14 protein-coding genes are annotated in these 12,165 nt (G+C 47.5%); 9 read left to right on the top strand and 5 right to left on the bottom strand.

The features are described from left to right. Positions 1-15: 15 nt before the first annotated feature. From gabD to gdh, 3 genes are all read left to right on the top strand, one after another. Positions 16-1,404, top strand: coding sequence for a succinate-semialdehyde dehydrogenase (gene gabD / locus ACY3LV_RS03570; protein WP_333561208.1), 1,389 nt, complete (start codon positions 16-18; stop codon positions 1,402-1,404). Between the two features lie 124 nt (positions 1,405-1,528). Further along, positions 1,529-2,392 (top strand): glucose uptake protein GlcU, encoded by an 864-nt coding sequence (gene glcU, locus ACY3LV_RS03565; RefSeq protein WP_148963121.1) that lies wholly within the window; start codon positions 1,529-1,531, stop codon positions 2,390-2,392. A gap of 19 nt (positions 2,393-2,411) precedes the next feature. Then, positions 2,412-3,197: a glucose 1-dehydrogenase gene (gene gdh / locus ACY3LV_RS03560; protein WP_148963002.1), complete on the top strand. Its 786-nt coding sequence runs from the start codon at positions 2,412-2,414 to the stop codon at positions 3,195-3,197. Between the two features lie 45 nt (positions 3,198-3,242). On the opposite strand, the gene ACY3LV_RS03555 is transcribed toward gdh, so the two are convergent. The 3 genes from ACY3LV_RS03555 to ycnK are packed head-to-tail and all read right to left on the bottom strand — an operon-like array spanning position 3,243 to position 6,102. Next, positions 3,243-3,857 carry a YcnI family copper-binding membrane protein gene (locus ACY3LV_RS03555; RefSeq protein ID WP_333519220.1) on the bottom strand — a complete coding sequence of 205 codons (615 nt, stop codon included), beginning with the start codon at positions 3,855-3,857 and terminating at the stop codon, positions 3,243-3,245. A 14-nt stretch (positions 3,858-3,871) separates the two neighbouring features. Beyond that, a complete protein-coding gene (locus ACY3LV_RS03550) occupies positions 3,872-5,494 on the bottom strand; it encodes a copper resistance CopC/CopD family protein (protein ID WP_333561207.1) in 1,623 nt (540 codons plus the stop codon). 35 nt (positions 5,495-5,529) lie between these two features. Continuing rightward, positions 5,530-6,102 carry a copper uptake transcriptional regulator YcnK gene (ycnK, locus tag ACY3LV_RS03545; RefSeq protein WP_464863397.1) on the bottom strand — a complete coding sequence of 191 codons (573 nt, stop codon included), beginning with the start codon at positions 6,100-6,102 and terminating at the stop codon, positions 5,530-5,532. A 164-nt stretch (positions 6,103-6,266) separates the two neighbouring features. Here ycnK and ACY3LV_RS03540 point away from each other — a divergent pair, with 164 nt between their 5' ends. From ACY3LV_RS03540 to ACY3LV_RS03525, 4 genes are all read left to right on the top strand, one after another. After that, positions 6,267-6,620 (top strand): hypothetical protein, encoded by a 354-nt coding sequence (locus ACY3LV_RS03540; protein ID WP_289346471.1) that lies wholly within the window; start codon positions 6,267-6,269, stop codon positions 6,618-6,620. A 166-nt stretch (positions 6,621-6,786) separates the two neighbouring features. Continuing rightward, the gene (locus ACY3LV_RS03535; RefSeq protein WP_333561205.1) at positions 6,787-8,217 is read left to right on the top strand and encodes a PTS mannitol transporter subunit IICB; all 1,431 of its coding nucleotides are present in this window, start codon (positions 6,787-6,789) and stop codon (positions 8,215-8,217) included. A 24-nt stretch (positions 8,218-8,241) separates the two neighbouring features. Beyond that, the gene (locus ACY3LV_RS03530; protein ID WP_333519225.1) at positions 8,242-8,673 is read left to right on the top strand and encodes a PTS mannitol transporter subunit IIA; all 432 of its coding nucleotides are present in this window, start codon (positions 8,242-8,244) and stop codon (positions 8,671-8,673) included. A 1-nt stretch (position 8,674) separates the two neighbouring features. Beyond that, a complete protein-coding gene (locus tag ACY3LV_RS03525) occupies positions 8,675-9,796 on the top strand; it encodes a mannitol-1-phosphate 5-dehydrogenase (protein ID WP_333561204.1) in 1,122 nt (373 codons plus the stop codon). Positions 9,797-9,927: 131 nt separating this feature from the next. On the opposite strand, the gene ACY3LV_RS03520 is transcribed toward ACY3LV_RS03525, so the two are convergent. Next, positions 9,928-10,536 (bottom strand): dienelactone hydrolase family protein, encoded by a 609-nt coding sequence (locus tag ACY3LV_RS03520; RefSeq protein WP_333561203.1) that lies wholly within the window; start codon positions 10,534-10,536, stop codon positions 9,928-9,930. 82 nt (positions 10,537-10,618) lie between these two features. Between ACY3LV_RS03520 and ACY3LV_RS03515 the strand changes: the two genes are divergently transcribed. After that, entirely contained in the window at positions 10,619-11,011 is a 393-nt protein-coding gene (locus tag ACY3LV_RS03515; protein ID WP_148963012.1) for a 3-hydroxyacyl-ACP dehydratase FabZ family protein, read from the top strand. Positions 11,012-11,046: 35 nt separating this feature from the next. Here ACY3LV_RS03515 and ACY3LV_RS03510 read toward each other — a convergent pair whose 3' ends face one another. Next, a complete protein-coding gene (locus tag ACY3LV_RS03510) occupies positions 11,047-11,211 on the bottom strand; it encodes a hypothetical protein (RefSeq protein WP_087993013.1) in 165 nt (54 codons plus the stop codon). 132 nt (positions 11,212-11,343) lie between these two features. Here ACY3LV_RS03510 and ACY3LV_RS03505 point away from each other — a divergent pair, with 132 nt between their 5' ends. Continuing rightward, a complete protein-coding gene (locus ACY3LV_RS03505; protein WP_148963013.1) occupies positions 11,344-12,093 on the top strand; it encodes a Cof-type HAD-IIB family hydrolase in 750 nt (249 codons plus the stop codon). The last annotated feature ends 72 nt before the right edge of the window (positions 12,094-12,165 follow it).

Genomic DNA, 12,165 nt, shown 5'->3' with positions numbered 1-12,165 from the left:
AAAGGAATGTTCAATATGCCAGATCAATTAACGGTCTACAACCCGGCTACGGGCGAGGAGATCAAAACGATTCCTCAGCAATCAGCCAAAGAAGTAGAAGAAGCCATTGAACGTTCACATCAGGCGTTTAAAACGTGGTCTAAAACATCAGCGAATGAAAGAGCGTCTCTCTTGAAAAAATGGTATGAGCTGATTGTTGAACATAAAGAAGAACTTGCAGATTTAATTACAAAGGAAAACGGAAAACCGTATCAGGAAGCGGTCGGTGAGGTACTATACGGCGCAGGCTATATCGAATGGTTCGCAGAGGAAGCGAAGCGTGTGTACGGAAGAACGGTCCCTGCTCCGACAACCGGCAAACGAATTGTCGTCACACGCCAGCCAGTCGGCCCTGTTGCTGCCATCACGCCTTGGAATTTCCCGAATGCGATGATTACCCGCAAAGCGGCGCCTGCTCTTGCTGCCGGCTGCACGTTTATTATCAAGCCGGCACCGGACACACCGCTGTCTGCCTATGAGCTTGCGCGCCTCGCATATGAGGCGGGCATTCCGAAGGACGTCCTTCAGGTTGTGATCGGCGACGGCGAAGAGATCGGAAATGTCTTCACAAGCAGTCCGAAAATCCGCAAAATCACCTTCACAGGATCAACGCCGGTAGGGAAAATCCTCATGAAAAACAGTGCGGACACCGTGAAACATGTCTCTATGGAGCTCGGCGGCCATGCCCCGCTGATTGTGGATGAAGATGCAAATATGGACCTTGCCGTTGAACAGGCGATGGCGTCTAAATACAGAAACGCCGGACAGACTTGTGTTTGTGCAAACCGTCTCATCGTTCACGAGTCGATTAAAGACGAATTTGCCGCGAAACTAAGCGAGCAAGTGTCTAAGCTCAAAGTCGGAAATGGGCTTGAAGATGGCGTCAATGTCGGCCCGATTATCAATAAAAGAGGTTTCGAAAAAATCGTCAGCCAAATCGATGATGCCGTTGAAAAAGGCGCGAAGGTTCTTGCAGGGGGCACGTATGACCGAAACGATGACAAAGGCTGCTACTTTGTCAATCCGACAGTGCTCGCCGATGTCGATACGTCCATGAATATCATGCACGAGGAAACTTTCGGCCCGGTTGCACCGATCATCACGTTTTCTGATATTGATGAAGCGATTCAGCTTGCCAACGATACGCCGTACGGCTTGGCTGCTTACTTCTTCACAGAAAACTACCGCCGCGGCATCTATATTTCCGAGAATCTTGAGTACGGCATTATTGGCTGGAATGACGGCGGACCGTCAGCGGTTCAAGCGCCATTCGGCGGAATGAAAGAAAGCGGTGTCGGCCGCGAAGGCGGTTCGGAAGGCATTGAGCCGTACCTTGAAACGAAATATATGTCCATTGGTTTGTAAAAGAATGCAAGCTCCTAAAGAGCTGCCGGATCTTCCGGCAGCTCTTTTTGTGTTTCCGGCGAATAAACCCAACCATTCCAGCCAAAATAACAGCAAATACATTTTGAAAGAAGGTTCCCCAACAATGGATTTATTATTGGCTCTTCTCCCGGCTTTGTTTTGGGGGAGCATTGTTCTCTTCAATGTGAAATTAGGCGGCGGGCCGTACAGCCAGACACTCGGAACGACGATCGGGGCGCTCATTGTGTCTATCGTGATTTATTTTTTTGTTCAGCCCGCTCTGTCATTGCGCATTTTTATTGTCGGCATCGTATCCGGCTTATTTTGGTCCCTTGGACAGAGCAACCAGCTGAAAAGCATTGAATTGATGGGTGTGTCCAAAACAATGCCGATTTCCACTGGAATGCAGCTCGTTTCAACCTCACTGTTCGGTGTGATTGTGTTTCGTGAATGGTCTACACCGATTGCGATTACGCTTGGCATTCTCGCTCTGATCTTTATCATCGTGGGAATCATTCTCGCATCATTGGAAGATAAGAAAGACAAGAAAGAGGGTGAGCCAAGCAACTTTAAAAAAGGCATATTGATTCTTCTTGTCTCGACGTTCGGTTATTTGGTGTATGTCGTCGTTGCCAGATTGTTTAATGTGTCTGGCTGGTCGGCTCTTTTGCCGCAGGCGATCGGGATGGTAATCGGGGGACTTGCTTTAACCTATAAACACAAACCCTTTAACAAATATGCAATCAGAAATATCCTCCCCGGCTTAATCTGGGCAGGAGGAAATATGTTTTTGTTTATTTCTCAGCCGAAGGTCGGCGTCGCGACAAGCTTTTCCCTCTCACAAATGGGAATTGTCATTTCTACGCTTGGCGGCATATTCATCCTGCGTGAAAAGAAATCAAAACGCCAGCTTATTGGGATTGGGATTGGGATTGCGCTGATTATCGCGGCAGCCATATTTTTAGGAATCGCCAAAACAAATTCATAACAATTGGAGGAGGATATATATGTATCCGGATTTAAAAGGAAAAGTCGTCGCCATTACAGGAGCCGCATCAGGCCTTGGGAAAGCCATGGCCATTCGCTTCGGCAAGGAGCAGGCGAAAGTGGTGATCAACTACTTTAGCGAAAAACAGAATCCGAACGAGGTCAAAGAAGCCGTCGTCAAGGCGGGCGGTGAAGCCGTTATCGTCCAAGGAGATGTTACGAAAGAGGAAGATGTAAAAAACATTGTACAAACTGCGATTAAAGAGTTCGGCACACTCGATATTATGATAAATAATGCCGGACTTGAAAATCCTGTGGCGTCTCACGAAATGCCGCTGAAGGATTGGGATAAAGTCATCAGCACGAACTTAACGGGCGCTTTTTTAGGAAGCCGGGAAGCGATTAAATATTTCGTAGATAACGATATCAAGGGAAATGTCATCAACATGTCCAGTGTGCATGAAGTGATTCCGTGGCCGTTATTTGTCCACTATGCGGCTAGTAAAGGCGGGATTAAACTGATGACGGAAACATTAGCGCTGGAGTACGCGCCGAAGGGCATTCGCGTCAATAATATTGGGCCAGGCGCGATCAACACGCCAATCAATGCTGAAAAATTCGCTGACCCTAAACAGAAAGCAGATGTTGAAAGCATGATTCCGATGGGATATATCGGCGAACCGGAGGAAATCGCAGCAGTAGCGGTATGGCTTGCTTCGAAGGAAGCCAGCTACGTCACAGGCATCACGTTATTCGCGGACGGCGGTATGACACAATACCCTTCCTTCCAGGCAGGACGCGGATAAATCAAAAAAAGCGACCCAGATATGTCTTCTGGATCGCTTTTTTCATTATGCGCGCTTTTTCTTTACAAGCGCTGCTACAGACAAAATAATGGCTGCGGCAGACAGCACAATCGCTGTGATGTCGAGAGCTGAAGAGCCTGTGTCTTCGGAATCGTCTTCCGTTTTCGTGGCGCCGTGCTCATCTGTCACTTGTTTTGCAGCAGTGATGTTTGTAATGGAATGAGGCGTATCCGCATCCTCGTCACCTGTCCATTCGACAATGCTGCCGTCCTTGTAATATTGGTATGCGTCCCAAGCGGCTTCCTCCGCTTTGTCAGGGTTTTTGGCAACAAAGGTAAACCGCTGGAACTGTCCTTCCTGAATGCCGCCGTCAGTCGCCTCCCATGTGACGGAAACTGATTGATCATCGTGTTTCTGGGTGGATATCTTCCAGCCCGGAATAGGCTCGTACTGCTGGAATTCAACATCCTTCGGCATTTTGAGGACAACCTTTGTTGTCGGCAGATTTTTCTCAGAAGGAACTTTCATCGTATAGGTTTCCCATGAGCCTGCAGCGGATTCAGCAGGCTTTACAGTAACGTGTGCGCTGGCAGGGGCCGTAAAGAATAAAAGAGAGCCGACAATAGCTGGACATAGTGTACATGCGATTTTTTTTAACAATGTAAAACACTCCTTTAATTGGTTTTTGTAAACATCATATTGATTTCGTTAAAGTCACCGGTCAAACCGTGGACTTTGATCTTCCAGTTTCCTTTTTCGTTAATGGACAGGTTTTCATCCTGGAAGACGCCTTTTGCTTTCTCTTTTAATTGGAAGGCGTTTTTGTTTTCGCTGCCTGACAGACCTGTTTTATAAACGGTTAACGTGATTTGCTGGATGTTTTTCACCGGGTCGCCGTTATGGTCGGTGACTCGCAGCTCAAATACATTTTTGCCGGGCTGGTTCGGGCTGATGCTGAGAGAAACGCTTTGCCCATTCTCAATCGCTTTGGTTTGGTAGAACGGTTCCGGCACCGGCTCAGGCGGGCTCGGCAGGCTGGTAAACACGGCAGCTGTGATCAATACAGCGATGCCGATTGCCCATTCCGCTTTCACCGTCCGGCTGATTCCTCCGCGGCGCTGCTTTCTGGTGAGCAGAAAATGAAGCGCGCCTAAGACCAGCATCAAAACAAACAATCCGCTTTTTACTAAAAGAGCTTGCCCGTACGCTGTGTGGAACAGTGAATCCATCGAACGAATGATGAAAAATCCATTAAGCAAACCTGAAAACAAAATGACGCCGACTGCAGTAAGCGCCCACGGTGAGAAGCGGCTTACCGTTTCCCATGCGAGCGTTTTGTCAGGCTGCTTCCATTCGTTTGCGAGCAGCAAAACGAGTGCCGCTATTCCGCCGACCCAGATGGAAGCGGATGATAAATGAAGGAAATCCATCAAAATGCCGACCGCTTTTTCTTCAACGACAGCAGCATGGCCGGTAAACGCTTTGGCAAGCAGGAGACCGAAAAAGAAAATGAGCGGCGCTGTCCAATAGCCAAAGGACGAATAGCGGTTTTTTCGTATTACAGGGATCACAGACAGTGCTAGCAGCACGAACAGCGTGGCCTGTATGATCCAAATGGTGCCGCCTGCTGTCTCAAACAGTGTCTCTCTGATATAGATCGGCTGGAAGGCGCTGCCCCAGCCGCCCGCGTTTGCTTTTGTCTGAATCGGAAGCTGAAGCAAAAGCGCCAGGCCCAATGCGGTAATCGAGACGATCAAGATGCGTCTCGTCCGTTTGGCGAGTTGTTCTGAATCCCCTTTATACCAGAAGAGATGGAAGAAAACCGTCCCGATAAACAAAGATAAGGCTGTATACAGCATCGCTCGGTCTGCTGCTGTTTCGGGGTTCAGCGGTGAACCGGCTGCTTTTTGGCTGCTGAATCCGCCTTCCGCTTTCCCGATACTGAACGGTATGACGCCGGAGACCGGATGCCCGTCCGCGGACACGGCATTCCATTCCGCTCTGTACACATCATGCGGCAGATTCTTTTTCAGCTTCACTGTCATGATGTGATTGTTATCTTTTTTGATTTCAGTCTTGCCGTTATCCACCCGTTCGCCGTTTGAATTATAGACTTTAATGTAATGAAACCCTTCTTCTACCGGTTCATTAAATTCGATTTCTGCATGTGCAGGGGCGCTTTTTAATTCGCTGTTTTCACTAGGTGAAGATTTGACGATATAGGCGTGAGCAAAGCTTGTTTTCGGCAGGAAAACAAGAAAAAGCAGAAAGAAGATCCACCATCTGTTTCGCTTCATCACTCAGACACCACCTTCCGCTGTATATGTTGTGTTTATTTCTTGGTGCAGGTGCAGCGCTTTTTTCTATCCTGAAGCATATCTTCCAGCGCCTGATCGAAGGTGCTGACGGCTCCGCCGAATCCTTTTTGAAACCGTTCGGCATGATCGAGTGTCGCAAACGGAATCGCCTGCGGCTGGCAGCAGTGCAGGTTTAATTCAGCATTTACCACAAAATAAGCCGAACCGGCACTGACGGTTGTGTGTAACAGAAAATCTCGGCAAATCAAGTGTGAAATCTCTTCCGTTTTATCTGCGTAACGCAAAAACGCACAATGTGCGCAGCACAGCTGTTCAATGTCTTGGTTTACCGTAATCAGCTGAACCGAATGGACCTGATTGACCGGTTTTAGGCAATAGCTGCACATATGATCCGCTTGAGGTGTTAGGGCTGGGAGCGTGATGCCGCCGGCCGTTTTGATGACCTGATTTGACTGTACGAGCTGATTGACATCTCTGTATACCGTCATTTCCGAAACGCCGAACCGTGCGCTGATATCAGTAATTTTGAGCGCGCCTTCTTCTTTCAGCCACTTCAGTATGTGTTGCTGTCTATTAATCGGAAGCATTCATACATCCCCTCCATTAAGATCTATTTAAGCGTAGAGGATTTTAGAGACAGAGACAAGTAAGCTGATGATAAAAAATGTGAAAATGTGTTGAACAGCAACAAAACGAAACAGAAGGGACTCTGGTATAATAGACATATGGAATGGAAAGTGAGGAATACCCTATGAAAGAAACTCTATGCCCCAATTGCGGCAAACCTTTGACAGGCGACATGGTCAGATCATCCAATGTGCCTTGCCAATTTCGCTGCGGACACTGCCGGGAACGGCTTTACGAATATAAAGTATCAGCTCCGATGATGCTGGTGTCACTAGCGGTCATCGTGCTGCTCATTTATCTGTTGCTGCTCCTCCGCAATGCGGCAGGGTCAATGCTGCCGGCGGTACAGCACGTCCCGATGGCTGTTTTTGCGCTTGTGTGCGCGTATCCTGTTTTTATTGTAAGTGAACGGATGATCGCAAAGTACGTGATCCAAAACGGCAACATTATTTATAGAGGTAAGAGAAAAGGCTCCTGATACCAGGAGCCTTTTCAATTTTAAAAAAATGTCACACCCATGTGCCAAAGTCCTCTTTACTTTCGATTGTATAGGGACTGTAAGCGTTTTAACATAGAGTCAAAGGGAAGCAAAATTCTCTGAATCTATTTTTATAGCTTACAGCGACAACAAGGAGGGTTTATATATGCAGCAAGAACAGCAAGGCGGCATGAAAGTGAAAGTGCAGCGCTTCGGCAGTTATTTGAGCGGAATGATTATGCCGAATATCGGCGCGTTTATCGCGTGGGGCATCATTACCGCGCTGTTTATACCGGCGGGATGGGTTCCGAATGAACAGCTGAATACACTTGTCAGCCCGATGATCACATATTTACTGCCGCTTTTGATAGCGTATACAGGCGGAAAAATGATTTACGACCACCGCGGCGGAGTCGTCGGGGCGACAGCGGCAATCGGGGTGATTGTCGGGTCGGATATTCCAATGTTTTTAGGTGCAATGATCATGGGGCCGCTTGGCGGATACCTCATTAAACAGACTGATAAATTGTTCAAGGATAAAGTCAAACAAGGCTTTGAAATGCTGATCAACAACTTTACGGCGGGGATTGTCGGCGCGGCTTTAACGATTCTCGCGTTTTACGCCATCGGTCCGGTTGTCCTGACGTTAAATAAATTGCTGGCGGCAGGTGTGGAAGTCATTGTACACGCTAATTTACTGCCTGTAGCCAGCGTTTTTGTGGAACCGGCGAAAGTGTTGTTCCTCAACAACGCCATTAACCATGGAATCTTAAGTCCAATCGGAATCGAGCAAGCAGCCCAAACGGGAAAATCGATTCTGTTTTTAGTAGAAGCAAACCCTGGGCCAGGGCTCGGCATTTTGCTGGCGTACATGTTCTTTGGAAAAGGTTCTTCAAAATCAACGGCTCCCGGAGCGGCGATCATTCATTTCTTCGGCGGGATTCACGAGATTTACTTCCCATACATTTTGATGAAACCGGCCCTGATTCTGGCGGCCATTGCCGGCGGAGCAAGCGGACTGTTAACATTCACGATCTTTAATGCAGGACTTGTCGCAGCAGCGTCACCGGGCAGCATTATCGCATTGACGGCGATGACGCCAAGAGGCGGCTACTTCGGCGTATTGGCGGGTGTATTGGTCGCAGCAGCTGTTTCGTTCATCGTCTCAGCGGTGATCCTGAAATCTTCAAAAGCAAGCGAAGAAGACCTCGCTGCCGCAACAGAAAAAATGCAGTCCATGAAGGGGAAGAAAAGCCAAGCAGCCTCTGTTTTAGAAGCGGAGCAAACGAAAGCTGAGGAAGCGTCTGAGCTGTCTTCTGAAAGCGTAAACAAAATCATCTTCGCGTGTGATGCGGGAATGGGCTCAAGCGCGATGGGAGCATCGATTTTAAGAAACAAAGTGAAAAAAGCGGAGCTTGATATCAGTGTGGCCAACACGGCCATTAACAATCTGCCAAGCGATGCGGACATTGTCATCACCCACAAAGATTTAACAGATCGCGCGAAAGCGAAGCTGCCGAACGCGACACACATATCAGTGGATAACTTCTTAAACAGTCCGAAATATGACGAGCTTCTTGAAAAGCTTAAAAAGTAATCTCATAGAAAGAGAGTGATACCCATGCAAGTACTCGCAAAGGAAAATATTAAACTCAATCAAACGGCATCATCAAAGGAAGAAGCCATCAAAATGGCAGGCCAGACGCTAATTGACAACGGCTATGTGACAGAAGATTACATTGGCAAAATGTTTGAACGTGAAGAAACATCATCTACTTTTATGGGCAATTTCATAGCCATACCACACGGCACAGAAGAGGCGAAAAGCGAGGTGCTTCACTCTGGAATCTCAATCATACAGATTCCAGACGGTGTCGAGTACGGCGCAGGCAACACGGCAAAAGTGGTATTCGGCATTGCGGGCAAAAATAATGAACATTTAGACATGTTGTCTAACATCGCCATCATTTGCTCAGAAGAAGAAAACATTGAACGCCTGATCTCTGCTAAAAGCGAAGAAGATTTGATCGCCATTTTCAACGAGGTGAACTGACATGATCGTCTTACATTTCGGTGCGGGAAATATCGGAAGAGGGTTTATCGGCGCGCTGCTTCACCACTCCGGTTATGATGTGGTGTTTGCGGATGTGAACGATACGATGGTCAGCCTCCTTAATGAAAAACGGGAATACACCGTGGAGCTGGCAGAAGAGGGCCACTCATCAGAGGTCATTGGCCCGGTCAGCGCCATTAACAGCGGGAGCCAGACGGAGGAGCTGTATCGGCTGATTAATGAAGCGTCGCTCATCACAACAGCGGTCGGCCCGAATGTGCTGAAGCTGATTGCTCCGTCTATCGCAGAAGGTTTAAGACGAAGAAAAGCTGCAAACATACTGAATATCATTGCCTGCGAAAATATGATCGGCGGCAGCAGCTTCCTGAAGAAAGAGATATACAGCCATTTAACGGAAGCAGAGCAAGAGTTCATCAGTGAAACGGTCGGTTTTCCGAACTCGGCTGTTGACCGGATCGTGCCAGTTCAGCATCATGAAGATCCGCTCAAAGTATCGGTTGAACCGTTTTTTGAATGGGTCATTGATGAATCAGGCTTTAAAGGGGATACACCGGCCATAAACGGCGCGCTGTTTGTTGATCATTTAACGCCGTATATCGAACGCAAGCTGTTTACCGTCAATACCGGCCACGCAGTGACAGCCTATGTCGGCTATCAGCGCGGATTAAAAACCGTAAAAGAAGCAATCGATCACCCGGAAATCCGCCGTGTCGTTCACTCGGCGCTGCTTGAAACCGGTGACTATCTCATCAAAACGTATGGCTTTAAGCAAACCGAACACGAACAATATATCAAAAAAATCATCGGACGCTTTGAAAATCCATTCATTACGGACGATGTGACCCGCGTGGCGAGATCGCCTCTCAGAAAGCTGGGAGAAAATGATAGACTCGTAGGTCCTGCAAAGAAAATAAAAGAGCCGAATGCACTGGCGGAAGGGATCGCCGCGGCACTGCGCTTCAATTTCACCGGTGACCCTGAAGCGGTGGAACTGCAAGAGCTGATCGAAGAAAAAGGATACAGCGGCGTGCTTCAAGAGGTGTGCGGCATTCAGTCCCATGAACCGCTGCATGCCATCATTTTAAAGAAACTCAACCAATAACCAACCTGTGACAGCATGTCACGGGCTTTTTTTGCCATATTTCCTAATGATAATAGTGAGATGAGACAAGCAAAATAAAAATCTTATGGAACGAGTCACGGCTGTGGTCACTGACGACCATTTGTGCGCGTTTAAGAACAATCTGATAAATCAGGGCGGGGCGGTTTTTCTGCCTCGTTTTTTATGATGGAAAGCGCTTTGAAGAAGAGAGCCCTGTCGAAAGTATCAGAGTCAGGGTTGGCAAAGCCGTGAAGAGCTTCAAATTGATAAATCTCCAAATCGGGATGCTGTTTTTCCCGCAGTTTTTTGATGAGAAGCGCAACATCAAACGACGGTTCAAATGAAGGGAAAAACAATAGGACCGGGCAGACTGGCACGTGATGAAGAGAATCGCGTATCCGGGAACCGTAATAGCAAACAGCTCCGCTCACCTCAGGCATACTGCTGCATTTCCATGCGATCGTTGCGCCCGCGCTGAATCCAACCACAAAGATGCGCCGTCCGGTGTTTTGCCTGATCAAGCTCTGAATGATGGTTTCTCCTGTTTTCAGCCGTTCGTGTTTTGTAAATTGATCGTATGCGGTTTTTTCCTCTTGCAATGTGTAGACTTCACCATCCCCGAGAAGGTTAGGCGTCACCACATCATATCCAGCCATTTTTATCAGCCGGGCCATCTTTTTCATATGGCTGTTAACACCGTATATTTCGTGTGCGAGAATGACGAGCGGTTTTGGGGGCATAACGGTCTCCTTTGCTTTTTTCCATTATATCCTATCGTTCAGCTTTTGGCTGATATATAATAGTCAAAAAAGGAGAAATAGAATGAACTCATTATTTTTGCCTCATCGCTATCCGTTTTTGTTTATTGATGGCGTGACGGAAAGCGAGCCCGGCAAACATGCAGCCGCTTATAAGCTGATCAGTGAGAACGACTGGTTTATCACTGATACGCAAACAGAAATGCCGTTTTCACTTGTGATTGAAGCACTTGCGCAAACCGCGGCTTTTACAGGGATTACAGATGAGAACAGCTTGGGCTTATTGTCTTCCGTGAAGAAAGCGGAAAAACTGGGCGCGGCCGTGCCCGGTGACCGGCTTGATCTTACGTTTGAAGTTACGCGCAACCGACGCGGGTTTGTGTTCGGGCATGCCAAGGCGTCAGTGGGCGGACAGCCTGTTGCTGAAGCTGAAATCGGCATTTATATCGAAAAATGAAAAAAACCCTTCACAACGATTTGTGAGGGGTTCTATTACTTCGTATCGTAATCCCGTTCGCTTTGTGAGTCATCTCTTTGCTGCCGTTTGTGTTTTTCATCCTTCATGTTTTCCTTCAGCTCTTCATTCGGAATCGGATCGGTTAAGTCATTGTGTTCAGGATTTTCATTTGGTTTGTTTTGCTGTTTTCTTTCTGTCATCTTTGATCACCTCACCGTTTGTTTTCCTCTTATCAGGACGCCTCAAACATGTGAAATCGCTTTTTTGTTCCAATGGGTATAATGTATTAGAATAGAAAGATGCACAATTAAAAGATAAAGAGAGGTACATATATGTCTGTTCAAAGAGAAGATGTAGATATCAAGCTGATCGCAATTGATATGGATGGGACGCTGCTGAATGACGAGCAGCTGATCTCCGATGAAAACCGTAAAGCCATTCGTGAAGCCGAGGATAAAGGCGTGTCCGTGGTGATCAGCACGGGCCGGACGCTGATGACCTGCCGGGAGCTGGCGGAATCGCTGAAGCTGTCATCCTTTTTAATCACGGCAAATGGCAGCGAAATTTGGGATTCGAATTTTAATTTGGTGGAACGCAAGCTGCTCCATACGGATCACATTCAAATGATGTGGGATTTGCGGAATAAGCACAACACTAATTTCTGGGCTTCTACCGTAAATAAAGTATGGAGAGGCGAGTTTCCGGAAAACATTACGGATCATGAATGGCTCAAATTCGGCTTTGACATTGAGGATGACGACATCCGAAACGAAGTGCTAGAGGAGCTGAGGAAAAACAAAGAGCTTGAAATCACCAATTCAAGCCCGACAAACATTGAGGTCAACGCGCTGGGCATCAACAAAGCCGCGGCTCTTGCGAAGGTTTCTGAAAAACTCGGCTTTACGATGGAGAATGTGATGTCGATGGGTGACAGCCTCAATGACATAGCGATGATCAAAGAAGCGGGTCTGGGTGTTGCGATGGGAAATGCGCAAGACGTCGTGAAAGAAACGGCTGATTGGACCACGGATACAAATATTGAGGATGGTGTCGCTAAAGCGATTCGCCATTGGGTACTATAAAAAAAGGAGTCCTAAGATGGACTCTTTTTTAGTTTGGGAGGTTTTCTTCTGGGACCATGGGAGGTTTTCTGA

The organism is Bacillus sp. 11C (assembly GCF_055486375.1).
This window is presented reverse-complemented; position numbering and strand designations above follow the sequence as displayed.

Bases quoted from the DNA above. Each gene is read 5' to 3' on its own strand.
- gabD (WP_333561208.1), top strand. From the start codon at position 16: ATGCCAGATCAATTAACGGTCTACAACCCGGCTACGGGCGAGGAGATC.
- glcU (WP_148963121.1), top strand. From the start codon at position 1,529: ATGGATTTATTATTGGCTCTTCTCCCGGCTTTGTTTTGGGGGAGCATT.
- gdh (WP_148963002.1), top strand. From the start codon at position 2,412: ATGTATCCGGATTTAAAAGGAAAAGTCGTCGCCATTACAGGAGCCGCA.
- ACY3LV_RS03550 (WP_333561207.1), bottom strand. From the start codon at position 5,494: ATGAAGCGAAACAGATGGTGGATCTTCTTTCTGCTTTTTCTTGTTTTC.
- ycnK (WP_464863397.1), bottom strand. From the start codon at position 6,102: ATGCTTCCGATTAATAGACAGCAACACATACTGAAGTGGCTGAAAGAA.
- ACY3LV_RS03540 (WP_289346471.1), top strand. From the start codon at position 6,267: ATGAAAGAAACTCTATGCCCCAATTGCGGCAAACCTTTGACAGGCGAC.
- ACY3LV_RS03535 (WP_333561205.1), top strand. From the start codon at position 6,787: ATGCAGCAAGAACAGCAAGGCGGCATGAAAGTGAAAGTGCAGCGCTTC.
- ACY3LV_RS03530 (WP_333519225.1), top strand. From the start codon at position 8,242: ATGCAAGTACTCGCAAAGGAAAATATTAAACTCAATCAAACGGCATCA.
- ACY3LV_RS03525 (WP_333561204.1), top strand. From the start codon at position 8,675: ATGATCGTCTTACATTTCGGTGCGGGAAATATCGGAAGAGGGTTTATC.
- ACY3LV_RS03520 (WP_333561203.1), bottom strand. From the start codon at position 10,536: ATGCCCCCAAAACCGCTCGTCATTCTCGCACACGAAATATACGGTGTT.
- ACY3LV_RS03515 (WP_148963012.1), top strand. From the start codon at position 10,619: ATGAACTCATTATTTTTGCCTCATCGCTATCCGTTTTTGTTTATTGAT.
- ACY3LV_RS03510 (WP_087993013.1), bottom strand. From the start codon at position 11,211: ATGACAGAAAGAAAACAGCAAAACAAACCAAATGAAAATCCTGAACAC.
- ACY3LV_RS03505 (WP_148963013.1), top strand. From the start codon at position 11,344: ATGTCTGTTCAAAGAGAAGATGTAGATATCAAGCTGATCGCAATTGAT.